This window comes from Halomonas chromatireducens (assembly GCF_001545155.1).
Classification (GTDB): Bacteria; Pseudomonadota; Gammaproteobacteria; order Pseudomonadales; family Halomonadaceae; genus Halomonas; species Halomonas chromatireducens.
The window spans coordinates 3,211,441-3,233,786 of sequence record NZ_CP014226.1 but is presented as its reverse complement, the minus strand read 5'-3'; the positions used below and the strand labels follow the sequence as shown (position 1 = coordinate 3,233,786).

The 22,346-nt window shown below is 65.4% G+C and carries 21 protein-coding genes; 16 read left to right on the top strand and 5 right to left on the bottom strand.

Features of this window, described 5'->3' with window-relative positions; translation table 11 throughout:
- The first annotated feature begins 27 nt into the window (after positions 1–27).
- From LOKO_RS14935 to LOKO_RS14915, 5 genes are all read left to right on the top strand, one after another.
- The gene (locus LOKO_RS14935) at positions 28–1,407 is read left to right on the top strand and encodes a glutamine synthetase family protein (RefSeq protein WP_066451117.1); all 1,380 of its coding nucleotides are present in this window, start codon (positions 28–30) and stop codon (positions 1,405–1,407) included.
- Between the two features lie 173 nt (positions 1,408–1,580).
- Positions 1,581–2,966: an aldehyde dehydrogenase family protein gene (locus tag LOKO_RS14930; RefSeq protein ID WP_066451114.1), complete on the top strand. Its 1,386-nt coding sequence runs from the start codon at positions 1,581–1,583 to the stop codon at positions 2,964–2,966.
- Positions 2,967–2,993: 27 nt separating this feature from the next.
- A complete protein-coding gene (locus tag LOKO_RS14925; protein ID WP_144439678.1) occupies positions 2,994–4,178 on the top strand; it encodes an iron-containing alcohol dehydrogenase in 1,185 nt (394 codons plus the stop codon).
- 109 nt (positions 4,179–4,287) lie between these two features.
- Positions 4,288–5,004, top strand: a complete 717-nt coding sequence (locus tag LOKO_RS14920) for a glutamine amidotransferase-related protein (RefSeq protein WP_066451112.1) — start codon at positions 4,288–4,290, stop codon at positions 5,002–5,004.
- 227 nt (positions 5,005–5,231) lie between these two features.
- Positions 5,232–5,783, top strand: a complete 552-nt coding sequence (locus tag LOKO_RS14915; protein ID WP_235588880.1) for a hypothetical protein — start codon at positions 5,232–5,234, stop codon at positions 5,781–5,783.
- Here the strand turns inward: LOKO_RS14915 and LOKO_RS14910 are convergent.
- The 3 genes from LOKO_RS14910 to LOKO_RS14895 all read right to left on the bottom strand — a co-directional run bounded on the left by LOKO_RS14910 (position 5,768) and on the right by LOKO_RS14895 (position 9,484).
- Positions 5,768–6,145 carry an amidohydrolase family protein gene (locus tag LOKO_RS14910; RefSeq protein WP_417935405.1) on the bottom strand — a complete coding sequence of 126 codons (378 nt, stop codon included), beginning with the start codon at positions 6,143–6,145 and terminating at the stop codon, positions 5,768–5,770. The genes LOKO_RS14915 and LOKO_RS14910 overlap by 16 nt on opposite strands.
- Positions 6,146–6,425: 280 nt before the next feature.
- Positions 6,426–9,041 carry a heavy metal translocating P-type ATPase gene (locus tag LOKO_RS14900; RefSeq protein WP_066451101.1) on the bottom strand — a complete coding sequence of 872 codons (2,616 nt, stop codon included), beginning with the start codon at positions 9,039–9,041 and terminating at the stop codon, positions 6,426–6,428.
- A complete protein-coding gene (locus LOKO_RS14895) occupies positions 9,038–9,484 on the bottom strand; it encodes a MerR family transcriptional regulator (protein ID WP_066451098.1) in 447 nt (148 codons plus the stop codon). Before LOKO_RS14895 ends, LOKO_RS14900 begins: the two co-directional genes overlap by 4 nt.
- A gap of 281 nt (positions 9,485–9,765) precedes the next feature.
- Here LOKO_RS14895 and LOKO_RS14890 point away from each other — a divergent pair, with 281 nt between their 5' ends.
- The 8 genes from LOKO_RS14890 (at position 9,766) to LOKO_RS14855 (ending at position 18,150) form a co-directional block, all read left to right on the top strand.
- Positions 9,766–11,100: an OmpP1/FadL family transporter gene (locus LOKO_RS14890; RefSeq protein ID WP_066451096.1), complete on the top strand. Its 1,335-nt coding sequence runs from the start codon at positions 9,766–9,768 to the stop codon at positions 11,098–11,100.
- A 197-nt stretch (positions 11,101–11,297) separates the two neighbouring features.
- Positions 11,298–12,396, top strand: a protein-coding gene (prfB, locus tag LOKO_RS14885) for a peptide chain release factor 2 (protein ID WP_144439677.1) whose coding sequence is annotated in 2 segments (ribosomal slippage) — positions 11,298–11,372 and positions 11,374–12,396 — 1,098 coding nt in all. Because the reading frame shifts where the segments join, the coding sequence is not laid out codon by codon here.
- A 55-nt stretch (positions 12,397–12,451) separates the two neighbouring features.
- Positions 12,452–14,002, top strand: a complete 1,551-nt coding sequence (lysS, locus tag LOKO_RS14880; RefSeq protein ID WP_066451091.1) for a lysine--tRNA ligase — start codon at positions 12,452–12,454, stop codon at positions 14,000–14,002.
- A 387-nt stretch (positions 14,003–14,389) separates the two neighbouring features.
- Complete coding sequence (locus LOKO_RS14875; protein WP_066452386.1) at positions 14,390–14,776, top strand: hypothetical protein; 387 nt, start codon at positions 14,390–14,392, stop codon at positions 14,774–14,776.
- 213 nt (positions 14,777–14,989) lie between these two features.
- Complete coding sequence (locus LOKO_RS14870; RefSeq protein WP_066451088.1) at positions 14,990–16,399, top strand: MFS transporter; 1,410 nt, start codon at positions 14,990–14,992, stop codon at positions 16,397–16,399.
- Between the two features lie 35 nt (positions 16,400–16,434).
- A complete protein-coding gene (locus tag LOKO_RS14865; RefSeq protein WP_066451086.1) occupies positions 16,435–16,743 on the top strand; it encodes a BolA family protein in 309 nt (102 codons plus the stop codon).
- A complete protein-coding gene (locus LOKO_RS14860; protein WP_066451084.1) occupies positions 16,740–17,597 on the top strand; it encodes a hypothetical protein in 858 nt (285 codons plus the stop codon). Before LOKO_RS14865 ends, LOKO_RS14860 begins: the two co-directional genes overlap by 4 nt.
- Positions 17,590–18,150 (top strand): GNAT family N-acetyltransferase, encoded by a 561-nt coding sequence (locus LOKO_RS14855; RefSeq protein ID WP_083517607.1) that lies wholly within the window; start codon positions 17,590–17,592, stop codon positions 18,148–18,150. The genes LOKO_RS14860 and LOKO_RS14855 overlap by 8 nt, the downstream gene beginning before the upstream one ends.
- A 6-nt stretch (positions 18,151–18,156) precedes the next feature.
- Here LOKO_RS14855 and LOKO_RS14850 read toward each other — a convergent pair whose 3' ends face one another.
- Both LOKO_RS14850 and rsmD read right to left on the bottom strand, forming a co-directional pair.
- A complete protein-coding gene (locus tag LOKO_RS14850) occupies positions 18,157–18,348 on the bottom strand; it encodes a cell division protein ZapB (RefSeq protein ID WP_066451081.1) in 192 nt (63 codons plus the stop codon).
- 120 nt (positions 18,349–18,468) lie between these two features.
- Positions 18,469–19,107 carry a 16S rRNA (guanine(966)-N(2))-methyltransferase RsmD gene (gene rsmD / locus LOKO_RS14845; RefSeq protein WP_066451077.1) on the bottom strand — a complete coding sequence of 213 codons (639 nt, stop codon included), beginning with the start codon at positions 19,105–19,107 and terminating at the stop codon, positions 18,469–18,471.
- A gap of 88 nt (positions 19,108–19,195) precedes the next feature.
- Between rsmD and ftsY the strand changes: the two genes are divergently transcribed.
- The 3 genes from ftsY to ftsX are packed head-to-tail and all read left to right on the top strand — an operon-like array spanning position 19,196 to position 22,211.
- Complete coding sequence (gene ftsY / locus LOKO_RS14840) at positions 19,196–20,566, top strand: signal recognition particle-docking protein FtsY (RefSeq protein WP_066451074.1); 1,371 nt, start codon at positions 19,196–19,198, stop codon at positions 20,564–20,566.
- Positions 20,563–21,231 carry a cell division ATP-binding protein FtsE gene (gene ftsE, locus LOKO_RS14835; RefSeq protein ID WP_066451071.1) on the top strand — a complete coding sequence of 223 codons (669 nt, stop codon included), beginning with the start codon at positions 20,563–20,565 and terminating at the stop codon, positions 21,229–21,231. The genes ftsY and ftsE overlap by 4 nt, the downstream gene beginning before the upstream one ends.
- A complete protein-coding gene (gene ftsX / locus LOKO_RS14830) occupies positions 21,228–22,211 on the top strand; it encodes a permease-like cell division protein FtsX (protein WP_066451068.1) in 984 nt (327 codons plus the stop codon). The genes ftsE and ftsX overlap by 4 nt, the downstream gene beginning before the upstream one ends.
- Positions 22,212–22,346 lie beyond the last annotated feature (135 nt).

Here is a 22,346-nt window from a genome sequence, read left to right as displayed (position 1 = left end):
AACAATAAGGTAGCCAAGGGAGAGACCATGAGCCGACTTCAGGCAAGAGAGATCAAGAGTGCGGAGGATGCCCGGCGCATCGTCGAGGAGCGCGGCCTGAGCCACGTCAAGGTCGGCCTGTTCGATATCGACGGGATCATGGTCGGCAAGTACATGCGCTGCGACAAGTTCTTCCATGCGCTGGAAGAGGGCTTCGCCTTCTGCGACGTGGTGCTGGGCTGGGACAGCAAGGATGAGCTCTACGACAACGTCAAATACACCGGTTGGCATACCGGCTACCCGGATGCCGGCCTGAGAATTCTGCCCGACAGCTGTCGCGACCTTGCCTGCGAAGGTGACATGCTGCTGTTTCTCGCCGAGTTCACCGGCCCCGCCGAGGCGATCTGTCCGCGCGGGCTGCTTCGCCGCGTGCTGGCCAAGGCTCGCGAAATGGGATTTATTGCCCATGGTGCGCTGGAATACGAGTTCTTCGTGTTCCAGGAGACACCGGAGTCGATCCGTGAAAAGGGCTTTCGCAACCTCAAGCCGCTGACGCCGGACATGATGGGCTATTCGATGCTCAGAAGTTCGGTCCACAGCGAGCTCTATCACGAACTACTGGCGCTCTCCGAGGCGATGGATTTCCCCATCGAAGGCCTGCATACCGAGACCGGCCCCGGCGTGCTGGAAGCGGCCATCGGCGTCGACGAGGCGCTGGCTGCCGGCGACAAGGGCGCGCTGTTCAAGACGTTCACCAAGGTGTGGGCGCAGCGTCGCGGCCTGATGGCCACCTTCATGGCCAAGTGGTCGCCGGACTACCCCGGGCAGAGCGGTCATATTCACCTGTCGCTCAATCACGCCGACAGCGGCGAGTCGGCTTTCTTCGATGCCCACAAGCCGCACCAGATGAGCGAAATCCAGCGTCACTTCGTGGCCGGGCAGCAACAGCTGATGCCGGAGTTCCTGGCCATGTTCGCTCCGACCGTCAACAGCTATACCCGCCTGATCCCCGGCTTCTGGGCGCCCACCGATGCCACCTGGGGGGTAGAGAACCGTACCACGGCGCTGCGGGTGATACCGGGCAGCGCCAAGTCGCAGCGGGTGGAATATCGCCTGGGCAGTGCCGACGCCAACCCCTACCTGGCCCTTGCCGCGGCGATCGGTGCCGGGCTGCATGGCATCGAGCAGCGGCTCGAGCCGGGCGAGCCGGTGAGCGGCAACGCCTACGAGCTGACCCACCCCGCCAGCCAGGCCCTGCCGCAGACCCTGTGGGAAGCCGCCCAGCGGCTCAAGGCCTCGGGGCCGGCACGGTCCCTGTTCGGCGACGACTTCGTCGAGCATTTTGCAGCGACCCGCGAATGGGAGGAGCGGCAGTTCCGGCGACATATTACTGACTGGGAGTTGGATCGCTATTTCGAAATCATTTGAGAAACAAGTAACACGCTATTGCGCTCCGCATCTCGCACGCGGGCGGTGCTCGGAATCCTCACATACTGAAGTATGCTCCGGTTCCTGCGCTCCGGCCGCGCACGACCTGCGTTCGCTCATGACGCGTCTTCCCTTGTTTCTCTCGATGCAATGAATCAGCAGGAGAACGCCAAGTGGCCTTACAGAAGACGATTTCACCGGTGGATGGCTCCGTCTATGTGGAGCGGGAACAGGCCGATCCGGCCCTGGTGGAGGCGACGCTGGCGCGGGCGGTGACGGCGCAGCGGGCCTGGCGCGACGTGCCGCTCTCCGAGCGTGCCCGGTATTGCTCGCGCATGGTGGATGCCTTCGTGGCGCGCCGCGACGCGATGGCAGAGGAACTGACCTGGCAGATGGGGCGGCCAATCGCCGCCGCTGCGGGCGAGATCGGTGGCTTCGAGGAGCGGGCGCGCACCATGATTGCGTTGGCGGACGACGCGCTGGCCCCCATCGTGCTCGAGGACAAGCCTGGCTTCACCCGCTACATCACCCGCGAGCCGCTGGGGGTGTCGTTCATCGTCGCGCCCTGGAACTTTCCGTTCATGACCGCGGTGAATGCGGTGGTGCCGGCGATCATGGCCGGCAACACGGTGATCCTCAAGCACTCGGCGCAGACACCGCTTTGCGCCGAACGATTCCAAGAGGCCTTCGACGAGGCCGGGCTGCCGGAAGGGGTCTTCCAGCACCTGCATCTCTCCCACGAGGCCACCGAAGGCCTGATCCAGGACCGCCGCATCGCCCATGTCTCCTTCACCGGATCGGTTCCCGGCGGGGCGATGGTCGAGCGCAACGTCGCCGGGCGTTTCATTGCCACCGGGCTCGAGCTGGGCGGCAAGGACCCGGCCTATATCCGTGCCGACGTCGACCTGAATGCCGCCGTCGACGGGGTGATGGACGGTGCCTTCTTCAATTCGGGCCAGAGCTGCTGTGGCATCGAGCGTCTCTACGTGCATCGCGACATCTTCGATGCCTTCGTCGAGCGTGCCGTGGCCTGGGTCAGGCAGCTTCGGCTCGGCAATCCTACCGACCCGGCCACCTCCCTGGGCCCGCTGGTGCGGCCGGCGGCGGCGGATTTCGTGCGCGGCCAGATCGAGGAGGCGGTTGCCGCCGGGGCCAGGGCCTGGATCGACCCCGGCGACTATCCGCTCTCGGTGCCGGGCAGCGCCTACCTGGCACCCCAGGTGCTGACCGGGGTCGACCACTCGATGCGGGTGATGACCGAAGAGAGCTTCGGTCCGGTGGTGGGCATCATGGCGGTGGACTCCGACGACGAAGCCGTCGCATTGATGAACGACAGCGACTTCGGCCTCACCGCGGCGGTGTTCACCCGTGACAGGGCCATCGGCGAGGCGCTGGTCCATCGGCTCGACGCCGGCACCGTCTTCACCAACCGCTGCGACTACCTCGACCCGGAGCTGGCCTGGACCGGGGTCAAGCAGTCGGGGCGCGGCTGTTCCCTTTCGCGGCTGGGCTACGAGACGCTGACGCGGCCCAAGTCCTTTCACCTCAAGCATGCCTGAACGGGCAGCACCGCCCAGGAGCTCAATATGAATCATCCGGATATGCAGCCGTTCACCACGGGCTGGAACTACCCCGCCAATATCCTCACCGGGGTGGGACGCATTCGTGAGCTGCCCGCGGCCTGCAAGGCGCTCGGCATGCAGGCACCGCTGCTGATCACCGACCCCGGCCTCGCCGCGCTGCCGATGGTGCAGGAGAGCGTGCAAGCCTGCGAGGACAGCGGGCTCGGGATTGCCGTCTTCAGCCAGGTGAAGGGCAACCCCACCGGGAAGAACGTCCTCGACGGCATGGCAGCCTTTCGGGACGGCGGCCATGACGGCGTGATCGCCTTCGGCGGCGGTTCGGGGCTGGATGCCGCCAAGGCCGTGGCGCTGATGGCCAATCAGCGGGAAGGGCTATCGCTGTGGTCGCTGGAGGATATCGGCGACAACTGGAAAAACGCCGATGCCGAGGCCATTGCGCCCATCATTGCCGTGCCGACCACCGCGGGAACCGGTTCGGAGGTGGGGCGTGCCTCGGTGATCACCGACGAGGTCGAGCACGTCAAGCGCATCATCTTCCATCCTGGCATGGTGCCGGCCACGGTGATCCTCGACCCCGAGCTGACCGTGGGACTGCCACGGGCGATGACCGCCGCCACCGGCATGGATGCCCTGTCCCACTGCATGGAAGCCTGGTGCTCACCGCTCTATCACCCCATGGCCGAGGGCATCGCGGTCGAGGGGATGCGACGCATCCATCACTATCTGCCCCGCGCCTATGCCGACGGGCACGACCTGGAAGCGCGCATGAACATGCTGGTGGCGTCGAGCATGGGCGCTACCGCCTTCCAGCGCGGTCTGGGGGCGATGCATGCCCTGGCGCATCCGCTCGGCGCGCTGCATGATGCCCACCACGGAACGCTCAACGCCATCCTGATGCCCTATGTGCTGCGTGCCAACGAGCGCGCCATCGGTGAGCCCATGGTGCGCCTGGGCCGCTACCTCGATCTGGACCAGCCGGGCACGGCGGCGGTGATCGACTGGGTTCTGGAAATGCGTGAGCGGCTGGGCATACCGCACACCCTGGCCGACCTCGGCATCGATACCCGCCAGGCCGACAAGGTGGGCAGGATGGCCGTGGCCGACCCGTCATCGGGCTCCAACCCGATCAAGTTCACTGCCGACGACTACTGCGATATCTTCGTTGCCGCCGTAGCAGGGCGACTGTAATCAGCAGGGCGACTGTAATCAGCAGGGCGACGGTAAGCAGTAAGAAAGGCGGTGAACAGGATGGACGACCGTAAACAGAGTGGCCGTAACCCCACAGGGAGACTGAGCGATGCGTATAGGGCTTCTGCAGTGCGATGATGTGGCGCCTGAGCTGCGCGAGGCCCATGGCAACTATCCGGGGATGTTCGCGGCGCTCTTCCATAAGGTCGACCCGGCGCTCGAGTTCGTCGTCTGGCGCTGCCAGGATGGGGAGATTCCCGACGATATCGATGCGGTGGATGCCTGGCTGACCACCGGCTCCAAGCACGGCGTCAATGACGGCCTTGCCTGGGTCGATGACCTCTGCGGCTTCGTGCGGCGGCTGTGGGAGGCGGGCAAGCCGCTGGTGGGCATCTGCTTCGGCCATCAGTTGATGGCCAAGGCACTGGGCGGCGCAGTGGTGAAGAGCCCCAAGGGCTGGGGCGTGGGGATGTCGTTCAATCGTGTCGAGACAGGAACGGAGTGGATGGCGCCCTGGCAGCCGAGCCTGGACCTGCTGGTCAGCCATCAGGATCAGGTCAGCGAATTGCCACTACAAACCCGGGTGCTCGCCGGTAGCGACTTCTGTCCCTTCTATCTGATCCAGATCGGCGCGCACTTCCTCGGCGTACAGGGACATCCGGAATTCACCAAGCCCTATTCGCGGGACCTGATGGCGCTGCGCGCCGAGCTGGTGGGCGAAGAGCGAGTACGCGAGGGGGAGGCCTCGCTCTCGGCGCCAGTGGATGACACCCTGATGGTGCGCTGGATCCTCAACTTCATGAGGCGTGCCATGGAGGGCAGGTGAGCTGACAGCTGACGAGACCAGGCAGTGGCCCCGAGCCGCTAATCCAGCTGACACGGGTCATGGTGACCATCCAACTGGGTGGCGTGGCCGGTGTGCGAAGCGATGTGCCAGAGTCGCACAAGAGCCTTGAACCATTCTTGAGGGAATCAATGCCAGACAGGAACGTTCCTGCGTACTATTCACAGTGGGTTTCTAGTGAACTTATCCCCGGCTTTCTCGACGGGAACATGAACGCCTCCGACGACCCGCGCTGGGCGGAATCCGGCGCTGCAAGCGCCACTGAGTATGCCAGCTGGGCAAGGCACATCTGTGGTATGGCTTGCACCAAGATGCTGCTGGAGGACCTGCGAGGTGAGCGGCGAAGCCTCTTTGAGCTGTTGACGCAGTGCCGTGAAGCGGGTGGTTACGTTATCACCGAGGAGGGCATCAAGGGGCTCTACTATCGCCCGCTGGTTCAGCTATTGAGGGAGTGGCATCAACTGGACGCCGGAGTGATAGAGCATGTGGATACGGGGCATTTTCTACAGTGGCTCGGTGAGGGGCATCGTATTATCGCTTCGGTACACCCTTCCATTCGCACGCCCGAACTGAGCCCGCCACATCGGGGCGGGCATCTGGTCTACCTTTTCGGCCTGGATGGGCGCAGACGCCTGCGCTTCCATAATCCATCCGGGCTATCCGGCACTAGCCAGGCGGATGCCCGCCTCGAGCCCGCGGTCTTCGAACGTTTCTTCGCCGGGCGCGGCATTCTGGTACGTTCCCATCAGCCCCGCCGATAGACCCTCCGACCCATTGCCCACACTTCATCGGTGGCCCATTCGTCTTCGGCCAACACCAGCAGATCGGCGTCGCTGCCCACCTGCAGGCGCCCCTTGCGTGGGAGCTTGAGGGCGTCGGCGGCATGGGTGCTGGCGACACCGATGGCGCGTTCCAGCGGAATGCCGTGGTCGTTGATGCACTGGCCCAGCACCTCGAACAGGCTGCCCAGGCGACCTGCCCTCAGGCCGACGAAGCGGCGTGCCTCGTCGAACTGGGGCAGTGAGGCGTTGGCATCCGAGGAGAGGGTGATTCGCGAGGGCTCCACGCGGGCCTCCAGAGCCCGGGCTACCGCTTCGGATGCCGGAACCTCGCCGCCGGCCAGCAGCTCCGGCGTGGTGCTGGTGGTGAAGTCGATGGTCGGCGTTGAAGGGTTCCAAGCCCATCACGCCTTCGAAGAAGACCCGCGCCCGATCCATGTCGTCGACGTAGAGCGCGGTCTCGAGTACGCCGTTGAGTCTAGGCATGGCGTTCTCCCTGCGGCTTTATTCCTATAGCGTAGCAGCTCCCCTTCCGCCTACCTGCGAGCCAGGCTCAGCGGCGCCACCAGAACCACCAGACGATGGCGGCGATCATTGCCAGGCCGGCAAAATTGACGATCCAGCTCATGACAGTGCCTCCTCTGTCTCGGCAGGGGCTGGCTGGCAGCCTGAGCGAATATCGCCGCGAGTCTTGAGCAGCCTCAGCCGGTTGGCGTTGCTCACTACCGTGATCGAAGAGAGCGACATGGCCGCCCCGGCGATCATCGGCGACAGCAGCATGCCGGTGAAGGGGTAGAGCACCCCGGCGGCGATGGGGATACACAGCACGTTGTAGCCGAATGCGCCGACCAGGTTCTGCTTGATGTTGCGCAGGGTCATGCGACTGATCTCGATGGCATCGGCGATACCGTGCAGGGAGCTGCGCATCAGCGTGATACCGGCGCTCTCGATGGCGACATCGGTGCCCTGGCCGATGGCGAAGCCCACGTTGGCCCGGGCCAGGGCGGGGGCGTCGTTGATGCCGTCGCCCACCATGCCGACCACTTCGCCGGCCTGCTGCAGGCGCTCGATTTCGGTGTGCTTGTCCTCGGGCAGCAGCCCCGCGCGGAAGTCGTCGATGCCGACCTCCCGGGCGATGGCCGCGGCGGTGTGTTCGTTGTCGCCGGTGAGCATCACCACCTTCAGGCCGTCGGACTGGAGCCGCTTCACTGCTTCCACGGTATCGGCCCGCAGCGGATCGCTGATGCCGAACAGGGCGGCCAGGCGGCCATCCACGGCGAGGTAGACTACGGTGCGCGCCTTGCGCTCCAGTCCAGCGGCAAACTCCTCGCCGGCGGAGAGGTCGAGCCCAGCCTCTTGCAGCAAGCGCGCATTACCCAGCAGCAGCACTTCGCCCTGCGGCCCAGTGGCCTTTACGCCGCCCCCGGTGACGCTGTCGAAATCGCTGATCGCGGCTGCCTCGGCGCCGGCTTGCTCGGCGTGCTGCATAAGGGCGGCAGCCAGCGGATGCTCCGAGCCGCGCTCCAGTGCCGCCACCAGCCCGAGCAGCGTCGCCTCGTCGTCGGCAAGCCTTTCGCCGGGAAGTCCTTCGCCAGAGTGCCCATTGTCAGTGAGAAAATGCGCCTCGGTGACCCGGGGCTTGCCTTCGGTCAGGGTGCCTGTCTTGTCTACCACCAGGGTGGTGAGACGGCTGGCAGTCTGCAGCGCCTCGCCGTTTCTCACCAGTACGCCGTGCTCGGCGGCCTTGCCTACGCCGATCATGGTGGAGATGGGCGTGGCCAGGCCCAGTGCGCAGGGGCAGGCGATGATCAGCACCGTGGTGGCGGTCACCAGCATGTGGATCAGCCGCGGCTCGGCGCCGAAGTTGAACCAGGCCAGCGCCGTGAGCACGGCAATAATCATCACCGTGGGCACGAAGATGCTCGACACCTTGTCGGCCAGCTCGCCGATGGGTGGGCGCGAGTTCTGCGCCAGGGCCACCTGCTCGGTGATTTGCCCCAGGCGCGTGTCGGCGCCGACACGGGTGGCGCGATAGATCAGGCCGCCCCGGCCGTTCACCGTGCCGGCATTGACCTCGTCGCTCTCGCCCTTGCTCACCGGCAACGGCTCGCCGGTGAGCATTGACTCGTCGATATGGCTGGCACCGCTGGTCACCACGCCGTCCACCGGCAGGCGCTCGCCGGGTCGCACGCGGATATGGTCGCCCTCACGTACTTCCTCGATGGGCAGTTCGCGCTCGTCGTCGCCGCGAATCACCCGCGCCGTGCGGCTCTGCAGGTCGAGCAGGCGCTTGAGCGCCTCGCTGGTGCGTCCGCGGGCGCGCAGCTCCAGTGCGTTCCCCAACAGCACCAGGCCGATGATCATCGCCGAGGCTTCGAAATAGATGCCGTGGGCCACGTGTGGCAGCCAGGGTGCGAAGGCCACCACCGCCATGGAGTAGAGCCAGGCGGTGCCGGTGCCCATGGCGATCAGGGGGTCCATGTTGGCCTGGTGATGCTTGAGGTTCTTCCAGGCATTGACGAAGAAGTGTCGACCCGGCACGACGAGAACCGCCAGCGTCAGCAGGCCGATCACCAGCCAGAAGAGCCGGCCGGTGCCGACGGGGTGGGGGTGGTAGAAGAACATGCTGGCCATCAGCGGCACGGCCAGTGCCAAGGACCAGAAACTGCCGCGCAGGCGGCGGCGATAGGTCTCGGCATCCTTGGCGGTGCGGGCCTCTTCGGCCTGGCGCAGGTCGACGATGGGCTCGGCATCGTAACCGGCCGCCTGTATGGCTGCGACCAGCGCGTCGGCATCGACACGGCCATGTACCTGGGCCACGCGGGTGCCGAAGTTCACCGATGCGTTGGCCACACCCGGCGTGCGCGAAAGCGCCTGTTCCACGCTTTTCACGCAGCTGGCGCAGGTCATGCCCGAGACCGACAGGCGGTGGGTCACGCCGCCTTCGCTGCGTGCTGCCGGCTCGGCTTCGCTTTCCTGGAACAACGCGGCGGTGGGCGCCTCGCCTGGTGTCTCGTCGGACTCGCCGCCGGGTGCTGCCCCGGGCGGATAACCTGCTGCATTGAGGGCATCATCTAACTCGGCGTCGTCGAGGGTGGTGTTCACTACCAGGCGCTTCTCGGCGGGAAAGCCGGTGACCTCGGCCTCGGGGTCGAGCGCCTGGATCGCCTCGCGCATGCGCTTCACGCAGCCCTGGCAGTTCATGCCCGGCACGTTGCGCTCGAGATCAGAGAGGGTCATGTGCGTTCCTCGTCGGCGTGGAGGCATGCCTCGGGAGCTGCCTCGGGGAAACTTTCGATCAGGCGGCACAGGCTGTGACCGTCAGGGGTGCCGTCGGGCATCTCGGCCCAGGCGTCGAGTGCCTGCTCCATGCGCGCCGCCAGCGCTTGCAGCTCGGCAATGCGGGCGCGGATCTGCGGCAGCCGGCTGGCCAGCAGGTCGCGCACCATGGGGCAGGGCGAGTCGCCCTGGTCGGCATGGGAGAGGATGTCGGCGATTTCAGCCACGCTGAAGCCCAGCGTGCGGGCACGCTGGATGAAGCGCAGCCGCTCCAGGTCGGCCTGGTCGAAGAGCTGGTAGCCGTTGTCCGGGTCGCGGAGGGGGCTCAGCAGCCCCTCTCTGGTGTAGTGACGCACCGTCTCGGCGGTGACGCCGGCACGCCGGGCCAATTCGCTGACCTTCATGAAAACACTCCTAGCATCTGTGCGATGTGAGCAGTGTAAAACCTATGGGTGACACAAAGGTCAAGGGGCTGCGCGACCCGGACATGTATTGCCCTGGGCCTTGAAAGTTCATGGTTAAGGCGATGGGTTAGGCTAAAGTATGAGGAAAATCGGCATTAAAACGAACGTTTGGCCTTGATCCCGACCCCCCTTTGGGCGAAAACTGTGTTCAGTAGCAAAGCACCCCGGCGAGGGTGCATTTCATAACCAGCTCCAGCTCGTCTGGAAGAGGACGTCGAGACATGCACAACAAGTTCAACAAGCTTACCTGGGCCGTGGCGGTTGCTGCCGCTGCCTTCGCCAGCCAGGCCAACGCTGGCGGCTACCAGATCAACGAGCAGAGCGTCAGCGGCCAGGGTTACGGCCACGCCGGGCGTAGCTCCAACGTCAACGACGCCACCATCGTCTTCGGCAACCCGGCGGGGATGTCCTTCCTCGACCGCGCCCAGCTGACCGCGGGCGGGACCTACCTGAACGTCAACAGCCGCATTCGCAATGCCGAGGCGACTCGGACTCTTGGCGCTGGCCCCGCGGTAGATGTAGAAGGTACTTCTGAAGGCGATATGGTGCCGGGCACCCTGATTCCCTTTGCCTTCTATGCCCATCCCGTCAATGAGCAGCTGGCCTTCGGTTTCGGCGTCTATGCGCCGTTCGGCTCCAAGACCGAATACGAGGACGGCTTCGTTGGACGCAACCTGGGCAACTATACCGAGCTGCGAGTCATGAGCGCCCAGCCGACGGTGTCTTATCGCTTCAACGATCAGTGGTCGGTGGGTGCCGGTATTACCTATAACCGCGTGGATGGGGAGCTGCATCGCAGAGTGCCGGCGCCTGGCACTGCTCCTGGTGCAACGGAAGAGCTTGATGCGAGAATCGAGGGTGACGACGATGGCTGGGGCTATAACCTGGGGGTGATTTACCAGCCTGTGCCGGAAACCACGCTTGGCCTGACCTATCGCTCCAAGGTCAGCTATACCCTTACGGGAGATTTTCGTGCGACAGCGACTGGGGATATATTCGATGGCGTTGGTGTAGTACCTGAAGGTACAGTTATCCCTCGCGATGCTCAGTTGGACTTGACGACCCCTGAAACCATCAACTTTTCTGTCACTCAACAAATGAGTGACCGCCTCAAGCTGATGGCGGGCGCCTCCTGGACCCGCTGGAGTCGCTTCGATGAAATCCGCGTCATCGACCCCAACGACCCGGGCGGCGATCCCATCACGTTCGAACAGCAGGATTACTCCAACGCCTGGGCCTACGCTCTAGGCGGTGAGTATCAGCTCAATCCGCAGTTGGCGCTGCGTGCTGGCATTACCCTCGACTTTACGCCGACCAGCGACGAGTTCCGCAGTGCACGGATTCCTTCCGATGACAGGCGCATCTTCTCCGTTGGCGCTGGCTGGACCCCGGTGGATAACCTGACCGTCGATCTTGCCTACTCCTACCTGACCGAGCGCAGTACGCATGTCGATCAGGAGCGACAAGATGCAGGTGGAGCGATTACTTCTACCTATACCGCCGACTACAAGAACGAGGCCCATGGCTTCGGTGCTCAGCTGACCTATCGCTTCTGAGTCAGTCAAACGATTGATATAAATCAAGCGTTCGTACAGGACCCGGCTTCGGCCGGGTCCTTGCATTGAGGCCGTGCGGTGGATGCGTCCCATTGGCGAATTCGCTACACTAGCTGCCTTTTCCGCGCCGCTGTGGCTCAGGTTGACGCCTGTGACGCGGCGGCCGTTTTTCCCATGCGATTCAGGCGAGCGAGCCCATGCTGGAAACCAACCCCATTCATAACCTCATCAAGGACCTGTCCGAGCGGACAGATGTCCTGAGGGGGTATCTTTGACTATGCCGAACGCAAGGATCGGCTAGAGGAAGTCTCACGCGAGCTGGAGGATCCAGCAGTCTGGAACGATCCGGACTATGCCCAGAAACTGGGCAAGGAGCGCGCCTCGCTGGAGCAGATCGTCCAGACCATCGATGAACTCGACCAGGGCCTGGCGGATAGCCGCGACCTGCTCGAGCTGGCCGAGATGGAGGCGGACGAGGACACCGTCGCCGAGGTCGAGAAGGAGTTGAATGGCCTCAACGCCAGCCTCGAGAAGCTCGAGTTCCGGCGCATGTTCTCCGGCGAGATGGACGAGAACAACGCCTACCTGGATATTCAGGCGGGCTCCGGCGGCACCGAAGCCCAGGACTGGGCCAACATGCTGCTGCGCATGTATCTGCGCTGGGCTGAGCATCACGGCTTCAAGGCCGAGATCACCGAAGTCTCCGCCGGCGAAGTGGCGGGCATCAAGTCGGCTACCGTGCATGTGCAGGGCGACTACGCTTTCGGTTGGCTGCGTACCGAGACCGGCGTGCATCGGCTGGTGCGCAAGAGTCCCTTCGACTCCGGCGGCCGTCGCCACACCTCCTTCGCTTCGGTATTCCTGTCGCCGGAAGTGGACGACAGCTTCGAGGTCGAGATCAACCCGGCGGACCTGCGCACCGACACCTATCGCTCCAGCGGCGCGGGCGGCCAGCACGTCAACACCACCGACTCGGCCGTGCGCATCACCCACGAGCCTACCGGCATCGTGGTGGCCTGCCAGAGCCAGCGCAGCCAGCACGCCAACCGCGACTTCGCCATGAAGCAGCTGAAGGCGAGGCTGTGGGAACATGAGATGCAGAAGCGCAACGCTGCCAAGCAGGAGGCCGAGGACTCCAAGGCCGATATCGGCTGGGGCAGCCAGATCCGCTCCTATGTCCTCGACGACCAGCGCATCAAGGATCTGCGCACCGGCGTGCAGACCAGCAACTGCGACAAGGTACTGGATGGCGACCTGGATCAGTTTATCGTCGCCAGCCTCAAGCAGGGTCTATAGCGCCCCGGATGTGCAGCAGTTCCACCGAATATTGTGATTTCAAACAGGTAGCGACATGGCCGACCCCCAGAGCCCTTCCGAATCCCCCCTGCAGGACGAGAACCGCCTGATCGCCGAGCGTCGTGCCAAGCTGGCCGATCGCCGCAAGCTGGCCGATGCGCGGGGCGAGAGCGCCTTCCCCAACGACTTTCGCCGTGACAGCCAGGCCGCCGAGCTGATCGCCGAGCTCGGTGACAAGGAGAAGGAGGCGCTGGAGACCCTGGGGCGCGAGGCCGCCGTGGCCGGGCGCATCATGCGCAAGCGGGGCCCCTTCCTGGTCATCCAGGATGCCACTGGGCAGATCCAGCTCTATATCGACAAGAAGGGGCTGTCGGAAGAGACGCTGGAGGACATCAAGGGCTGGGACATCGGCGATATCGTGGCCGGCCGTGGTCCGGTACACAAGTCCGGCAAGGGCGACCTCTACGTGATGATGGCCGAAGCCAGGCTGCTGACCAAGAGCCTGCGTCCGCTGCCCGACAAGTTCCATGGCCTGACCGACATGGAAGCGCGCTACCGTCAGCGCTACGTCGATCTGATCATGAACCCCGACTCGCGCAAGGTGTTCGAGACCCGGGCCGGGGTGATCAGCGCCATGCGTCGCTTCTTCGAGGAGCGCGGCTTCATGGAGGTGGAAACCCCCATGCTGCAGCCGATTCCCGGTGGCGCCACCGCGCGCCCTTTCATCACACACCACAATGCGCTGGACATCGACATGTACCTGCGCATCGCACCGGAACTCTACCTCAAGCGCCTGGTGGTGGGCGGCTTCGAACGGGTCTTCGAGATCAACCGCAACTTCCGAAACGAGGGGCTCTCTACGCGGCACAACCCCGAGTTCACCATGATCGAGTTCTACCAGGCCCATGCGAACCACAACGACCTGATGGACCTCACCGAGGAGATGCTGCGCAGCGTCGCCCGGCAGGTGCTGGGCACCACCACCGTGATCAACACCGTACGCAACAGCGAGGGCGAGGTGCTCGAGACCTTCGAGTACGACTTCGGCAGCCCGCTGAAGCGTATCACCGTGTTCGACGCCATCCTCGAATACAATCCGGACATCCACGCCGAGGCGCTGGCCGATGCGTCCGCCGCGCGCCAGATCGCCGAGCGCCTGGATATTGACGTCAAGGATGGCTGGGGGCTGGGCAAGGTTCAGATCGAGATCTTCGAGAAGACCGTCGAGCACCGCCTGAAGCAGCCGACCTTCATTACCGAATACCCCACCGAGGTGAGCCCGCTGGCGCGGCGCAAGGACAGCAACCCCTTCGTCACCGAGCGTTTCGAGTTCTTCGTCGGTGGACGCGAGATTGCCAACGGCTTCTCGGAGCTCAACGACGCCGAGGACCAGGCCGAGCGCTTCCGTGAGCAGGTGGCCGAGAAGGAGGCCGGCGACATCGAGGCGATGTACTACGACGCCGACTACGTCCGCGCGCTGGAGTACGGCATGCCGCCCACCGCGGGCGAGGGCATCGGCATCGACCGGCTCGTCATGCTGTTCACCGACAGCGCCTCGATCCGGGATGTACTGCTGTTCCCGGCCATGCGCCCTGAGGTGGATTGAAGGGGCTGTGCTTCGGCCTGGCCTTTCCTCGCCACTCTCCGCTACTTGCTGTGCTAAGCGAGGGGCGCTGGGGATCAAGCCGAAGAGGAGGTCCTACGCCAGGGATGGCGTAGGTAGCGTACAGGGATGTATTCACAGCGCCTCCTCGAAGGCTTGTCGCCAGTTCAGCCCACGAGCGTCGGGTTATGCGATAGCGGTGGCGAGCGGGGGGAGGAGGTCATTTGCCAAGGAAGACAAATGTAGCGCCCAGGGATGGGCTCGGTGCGCCTCCTCGTAGCCCTGCCCCTGGATCAGCCCCGAGCCTGCTGTGCCCCCAAAGCAGAAGTATTGGTAAGCAGCGGCACTAGCACCCATAATGATCACCGTTTCGACGTCGAGGAGACCGTGATGAAACTGCTCAACCGCTCCGCCCTGAGCGTCAGGCCGACCCGGCATTTCGTGGAATGGATCAATGCGCTGGAACCCACGGTGGGGGACGACGACCTCACTCTGGCCGACGTCGAACGCGAAAGCACCGTCTACCTGATCCCCGAGATGGACACGCCGGAGTCGCTGGAAGGCTTCGTCCGGGAGCGCTACCTGGAGATCCTCGAGACAGAGTTGAGGGCCTGGGAAGAGGACGAGCGTCAGTGGCCCGAGGCCGTGGACTGGGCCCTGTTCCAGCGTTTCCTGCAGGTCGAGCACAGCTATCTGGCCATTGACCTGGACAATGAGGCGGCGCTGGAGATCTCCGAGGTGGACGACTCGCTTTTGCTGGAAACCGACCAGGACTGAGGAAAGTCCCGATTTGCTGCTGCGCTTGATATCCCGCTCCCCGGCGGGGCTCGCAATCCTCATTTAGCAGGCTGTAAACTCCGGTTGCTGCGCTCCGGCGGAAAGCGGGCTCTCTTCGCTCGCAACGCAAATCGGCGCCTTTCCGTTCTTAAAGGTGCGAAAACCGGCTGCGGCCGGTTTTCTCGTTACGGACCCCGCTGTGATGGAAACAGGATGAGCCGACTCTTCGAGACCCGGCCTGGCGACGATGGGCTACCGGGCCCCGAGCGGCGCCTGGCGGTACTGGCGCTGATTCTCGGCACGCTGATGGCCGTGGTGGACACCACCATGATCAACCTGGCGCTGCCTTCGATCGCCCGCGACCTGGAGGTGTCCGCCGCGCGTGCTGTCTGGGTCTCCAATCTCTACCAGATCGTCTGTGCCGCCTTCCTGCTGGTGTTCGCCTCCTTCAGCGAGATGATCAGCCGTCGCCGGCTCTACGTGGCGGGCCTGGCACTCTTCGTGATTGCCTCGCTGGGTGCCGCCCTGGCGCGCAGCCTGGAGCTGCTGCTCGTCTTTCGCGCTCTGCAGGGGCTTGGCGCCGCGGCGACGCTCTCCATCGGCCCTTCGCTCTATCGTTCCATCTTCCCCACCCGACTGCTGGGCTCCGCGCTCGGGCTGAGCGCGCTGATGGTTGCCGGGGGCTATGCGTCCGGCCCTGCCCTGGGTGGATTGGTCTTGTCGGTGGCCAACTGGCCCTGGCTGTTCGCCCTGCATATACCGTTAGGCCTGATCTCGCTGTGGCTGGCGTGGCGGGCGCTGCCGCGGGAGCCGGGTCGGCGCGGTGGCTTCGATGGCCGGGGGGCGCTGGGCTCGGTGATCATGCTGGGCAGCTTCTTCCTGGCCCTGGATGCCCTGGGGCACAACGCACCGGCCTGGCAGTGGCTGGGCTGGCTGGCCTTGAGCCTGGTGGCCGGGTATCTGTTCCTGCGTCGTCAGCGGCGCGCCAGCCATCCGCTGCTTCCTCCCAGGCTCTTTCAGGAGCCCCGCTTCAGCCTTGCGGTGTCGGCCTCCGGGCTCGCCTTCGTGGGGCAGGGCCTGGCCTTCGTGGCATTGACGTTCCTCTATCAGCAGGAGATGGGCTTTACACCGCTGGAGACCGCCTGGCTGTTCACCCCCTGGCCGCTCGCCATCATGCTGGTCGGCCCCTTTGCCGGCCGGCTGGCGGACAGGGTCAATCCCAGCATTCTGGCCAGTACCGGGCTGCTGCTGCTGCTGCTGGGTCTGGCCTCGCTGGCGCTGCTGGAGAGTGACGCCAGCGTGCTGGACAGCCTGTGGCGAACGGCGCTTTGCGGCATGGGTTTCGGGTTGTTCCAGCCGCCCAACAACCGCGAGATGATGACCAGTGCCCCGCGGGAGTTGAGTACCGCCGCCTCGGGGGTGCTCAGCACCACTCGCACCGTGGGGCAGTCGCTCGGCGTGGCGCTGGTGGGTGCTTTCCTGGCTGCCAATGCGCCGGTACAAGCTACCCTGTGGATCGGCTGTGTGGCCTGTATCCTGGCCCTGGCCGCGAGCCTTGCTCGAATGCCGCTGGCCGGCGCCGCCCAGGTGAGCTCGCGGCAGACGACGTCGCCACCTAGATAGTACAATGAGGCCTTATCCTTCTCCATGGAGCCCCTATGAGTGTCCAGGCCGATATCGAAGCGAAACTGCAGGCCCTCGAGCCCACGTTTCTGACGGTGGAGAACGAGAGTCACCGGCATGCCGTGCCGGCCAATTCCGAGACCCACTTCAAGGTCACGTTGGTTTCCGCGCATTTCCAGGGGTTGATGCCGGTGAAGCGCCATCAGCGACTCTATGCGGTGCTCTCCGATGAACTTGCCGGCCCTGTGCATGCCCTTGCGCTGCATCTCTATACCCCGGACGAGTGGGAAGCTCGCGGCGGTGCCAGGCCTGAATCGCCCGACTGTCGTGGCGGCAGCGCGTGACATCGGAGCCGCAGCGGCTGCAGTATCTGGAAGCCATGGGCCTGACCGTCTGGGTGGCCAGATACCGACTGCCCAATGCCCGGCCCTCCGAGGCGTGTGAGTGGGTCACGCAGGCTCCCGCCGCCGCGGTTGCGCCTGCCGAGCGCCTGCATGCGCTGCTGGAGGAGGCCGAACCGCCAGCAGCGAAGCAGCCCGCCAGTGTGACTTCCCCACCGCCCAGCTTGCGAGCCGTGCAGCCGGGTCGAGCCCGACAGATGCTGGGTGGAGGTGCCGGGGAAGCTGGATCCGGCCCGGAGGCGGGCATCGAGGCAGCCGGCCCGCCGCGTGAAACCCCGCTAAACCAGGAGCCGCTGCGCTTCTCCTTGCAGGTGGCGTGCCTGGATGACCGCTGGCTGCTGCTGAAGCCGGGGGACGAGCCGCCGACGGAAGTTCACCTGAACCTGCTCGGCAATCTGCTGCATGCCGTGGGGATTTCCCTGTCACGCTCACCCCGCTTCCAGGGCTTGCGCTGGCCTCCGGTGGAAGGGCTGCCCGCAGAGGCGCCACTGGAAGAGGCGAGGGAAGGGGTCCAGGCCTTCATTGCGGGAGCGGGTCGGCACGGCTGGGCACCGGAGCGGGTCTTGCTCTTTGGCAGCGACGAGACGCTCGAGCAGGTACTCAACCTGGACGGCGAGCACTGCGAGCTGCTGGACCTGCCCGGCTGGCGGGTACCCGACCTCGAGGAGCTGGCGAACAGCGCCGAGGCCAAGCGCGGCCTTTGGCCATCGCTGGTTGCGTGGCGTGAGGCCTGGTGCAGCAACAGCAAGGGTGGAGCGCCGTCGGACACTGGTGACGAGGCTCCGGGGCATGATTGAAAGCGTACTCCGGCGCCTGGGTGTGGCCGACCTGGAGCGCCTGGTGGCGCTGGAGCGGACCCGCCCTCGCCCCTGGGGCCGCGATCAGCTCGAAACGCTCCTGACTGACGAAGCGGTTTGCGTTCTGGGTGTCGAGGCGGAGGGACAGCTCGCCGGGCACGCCGTGGTGGCTCGCCTGCCTTTCGAGGCCGAGCTTCAGGCCATGCTGGTGGCACCGCCCATGCGTCGCCGCGGCCTGGCTGCGAGCCTACTCACGGCAGTGATCGACCAGGCGCTGCGCTGGGAGAGCGAGCGATTGCTGCTGGAAGTCAGGGAGAGTAATGCGGGCGCCATCGCCCTATATCGCCAGGCGGGTTTCGACGAGGATGGCAGGCGTCGTGGCTACTATCCCGCCTTGTCGCTCCCTGGGCTGGAATCGCCCGATCATGACGCTATCGCTCAGCCGCCGGCCGGCGGGAGAGCCGTCATGCCATCAGGATCAGGGCCAGAGGGGACTTCGGGCGCCGGCGCGGGGCGTGAGGATGCGATACTGATGTCGCGCCGGCTGCTGTAGGCTGGATCAGTCGTTGCTTGTTTCTACCTCTTCGAACTTGCCCAGCAGCGCGGTTAGCCGACGCTCCCACTCCTCGCGCTCCTGCTTGAGGCGGCTGTTCTCCTCGCGCAGCTCCTCGGCTTCCATCTTCAGCAATTCCAGTGCTTCTACGGCGCTGGCGACTTTCTGTTCGAGCCGATTGAAGAGTTCGGTGCTCATCCTGTCCTCCTGAAAAGACGTCCTGTGCGGCGGGCCCATGCCCGCCGTCGATCTCCGACGCGCAGCGTAACGCCGAGGGCCTCGGCTCGGCAAGCGTTGCCGAAAGGCGACGATGAAGCGTCAACTGCCGTCGGCCGGAAGCCGTCGATAAAGCCGCCCGGTGCTGTCCCCGGCGCGTATCTCCCGGTGGAGCTGCCAGCTGACCGGCACCTGGGGAGCCAGCTCCGATTCGGTTTCAAGATAGATATAGGCCTCCTCTGCCAGCCAGCCTCGCTCCAGCCACTCGCAGCAGGGCTGGGCCAGCTGTTGGCGAAAGGGTGGGTCGAGAAATACCAGCGTGAATGGAGGGGTGGCGTCGGTGGGGGGAGCGGCCAGAAAAGCGAGCGCATCGGCGTTAACCACTCGGCCGCGCTGAGTAGCGCCGAGGGTCTCGAGGTTTGTGCAAAGTGCCTGGGCGACGCGGGCGTCGCGTTCGACGAACAGCGCCTCCCGGGCGCCGCGGGAGATAGCTTCCAGGCCCAGGGCGCCGGTGCCGGCGAAGAGGTCCAGCGCACGCGCCCCCGGTGTCACTGGTGCCAGCCAGTTGAACAGCGTTTCCCGAACGCGGTCGGGGGTCGGGCGCAGGCCGGGACTGTCGAGCACCGGCAGCAGGCGGCGACGATACTCGCCACCAATGAGGCGCAGGCGACCGCTGCCATGACTCTTGCGGGGCTCGCTGGCAGTGCGGCGGGAGCGGGAAGGCGTACGGTGTCGTGTCATGGCCGAATTGTACCCCTCGACTTGTCCACAGTCATGGTGCGCGGTGGTAGGATGTAGCGATCATTCACCCGTGAGGCTGAATTCCCCCATGTTCGGTTTTTTCAAGCGCAAGAAGCAGCAGGAAGAGCAGCAGCAGCGGCCAACGGATTCGGAGCACCTGGCCGAGGAGGAGGCATCGGCGACACCGGCCCCGGCGGCTGAGGAAACCTCCCCCGAGCCGGCCCCTTCGGAGCCGGCAATCACCGAAGCTCAGCGGCCCGAGGAGGTCGCCATGGCCGGCCCGGCGGCCGGCGAGGCGCGTGAGGGGACCGATGCGGTCGATTCCCTCGGCCAGGAGGAGGAGAATGAGGTGCTGCGCGAGGAAGCGTTGTCGCCCGAATCCCAGCCCGCCACAACCCAGCCCGAGCCACCGACACCTGAGCCGTCTGGGTCCGAGCCCGAAGCCGAACCGTCGACACCCGAGCCTGAGCCGGCCCGCACGCCGCTGCAGGAAAAGCCGGTCTCCGAGAAAAAGGGCTGGTTCGCACGTATTCGCTCTGGCCTGGGCAAGACCCGCGCCAACCTCACCGATGGTATCGCCGGGCTCTTCCTGGGCAAGAAGCAGATCGACGACGAGCTGATCGAGGACCTGGAGACCCAGCTGTTGATGGCCGACGTGGGCATCGAGGCCACCACCGAGATCATCGACCGGCTTACCGAGCGTGTATCGCGCAAGGAACTCAAGGACCCCCAGGCACTGTATCGGGCGCTGCAGGACGAACTGGCCGTGATGCTCGATGCGGTGGCGCAGCCGCTGGCGCTGCCGCCCAAGGGTGAAGGCCCCTTCGTCATCCTGGTGGTGGGGGTCAACGGCGTGGGCAAGACCACCACCATCGGCAAGCTGACCCAGCGCTTCCAGCGCGAGGGCAGGAGCGTGATGCTGGCTGCCGGCGATACCTTCCGTGCCGCCGCGGTGGAGCAGCTCAAGGTATGGGGCGAGCGCAACAGCGTGCCCGTCATCGCCCAGCACACCGGTGCCGACAGCGCGTCGGTGATCTATGACGCCGTCGCCGCCGCCAAGGCGCGCAAGGTGGACGTGCTGATTGCCGATACCGCGGGCCGGTTGCACAACAAGGGGCACCTGATGGAAGAGCTCAAGAAAGTGCATCGGGTGATGGGCAAGCTGGACGGCACGGCGCCCCATGAGGTGATGCTGGTGCTCGATGCCGGCACCGGCCAGAACGCCCTCTCCCAGGCGGCCACCTTCAACGAGGCCGTGCCGGTGACCGGGATCACCCTGACCAAGCTCGACGGCACCGCCAAGGGTGGCATCATCTTCGCCCTGGCCAAGCAGCTCGGCACTCCGATCCGCTTCATCGGGGTGGGTGAGAGCCTGGACGACCTGCGGCCCTTTGCGGCGCGGGACTTTGTCGACGCTCTCTTCGACCAGGACAACGATAGCGACGCTGCCTCCGCATGATCGTCTTCGAACACGTGGGGAAGCGTTACGGTGGGCGTTTCGACGCCCTGGCCAACCTCGACTTTCGCGTGCATCGAGGCGAGATGGTCTTTCTCACCGGCCACTCCGGTGCGGGCAAGAGCTCGCTGCTGCGGCTGATCATGCGCCTGGAACGGCCGACCCGGGGGCGGGTGCTGGTGGCGGGCCACGATATCGCCCGGCTGCACGCCAGCCAGGTGCCGTTCTACCGTCGCCAGATCGGCGTGGTCTTCCAGGACCACCAGCTGCTGCTGGACCGCTCCATCTTTCACAACGTGGCGCTGCCGCTGGAAATCCGCGGCGTGGAGCCCCGCGAGGCAGCGCGCCGGGTGAGGGCGGCATTGGACAAGGTTGGCCTGTTGCATCGTGAACGTGCGCTGCCCATTGAACTCTCCGGCGGCGAGCAGCAGCGGGTGGGCATCGCACGTGCTGTGGTCAACAAGCCATCGCTGCTGCTGGCCGATGAGCCTACCGGTAATCTGGACCCTCAGCTTTCTGCCGATATCATGGCCCTGTTCGAGGACTTCAATCGGATAGGTACCACCGTGGTGATTGCCAGCCACGACCTGGCCCTGATCACCCGGCTGCGGCATCGCATGCTGCGGCTGCGGGATGGTCGACTGGTGGCCGACGAGGAGGCAGCATGAGCCGAGGTGCCGCTCGTCAGCCACCACGGGGGGCGCGCAGCCAGGGCCAGGGTCCGCGCGCCGGCAGTCGGCTGCGCGCCTGGGGGCGCCACCATCGTGCCATGTCCCTGGACAGCGCCCGGCGCCTGCTAAGGCACCCGGTGGGCAGCCTGCTGACCATGCTGGCCATCGCCATCGCCCTGGTGTTGCCGGCGGCACTGTGGCTGGCGCTGGACAGCGCCAGGCTGCTGGACGCCGAGCTGGAGGAGAGCGCCACCCTGACCGTCTACCTGGCACATCAGGTCGATGAAGCCCAGGCTGGACGCATCGACGAAGCAATCGCTGCCCATGAGGGAGTGGCGCGTACCCGCCTGATCACTGCCGCCGAGGGCATGGCCGAGTTCCAGCAGGCGCTGGGCCTGGCCGACGCCCTGGGTCGACTCGACGACAACCCGCTGCCGGCAAGCGTGGTGGTGACGCCGGTGGATCCGGCGCCTGAGGCGGTACGCGAGCTGGCCGAGTCGTTGCAGGATATGACCGGGGTGGATGAGGTGCGCCTCGACCTGGCCTGGCTGGAGAGGCTGCGCCACTTGGCCGAGCTCGGCAGTCGCGTGGCCCTGGCGCTGGGCGTGCTGTTCGGGCTCGGAGTGCTGCTGGTGGTGGGCAACACCATTCGCCTGGCGGTGGAGAGTCGTCGCCGGGAAATCGAGGTGGTGATGCTCATCGGCGCGACCCACGCCTTCGTGCGCCGCCCCTTTCTGTATAGCGGTGCCTGGTACGGCCTGGGAGGTGGCCTGCTCGCCTGGGGGCTCCTGGGCCTCGGCAGCGAGTGGCTGGCGGCCCCCGTGAGCGCCCTGGCGGCCAGCTATGGTGCCACCTTCCGTTTACCCCAGTTGGGCGCCGCGGGCTCGGCAACGCTGCTGATCTGCAGTACACTATTGGGCTGGCTGGGTGCCTGGATTGCCGTGAGTCGCCACCTCGCGGAAATACGGCCGCGATAAAGACCGGAGATACGGCCGCGATAATGGGCGGAGGTTCGACCGTGGTAAAGAGCGGAGATACTGCCTCGGTAAGGGCCAGTGTGTCGGCTCGCTGGCACACACCCGCGGAATCTGCCACGCTAGCCAGTAAATGCG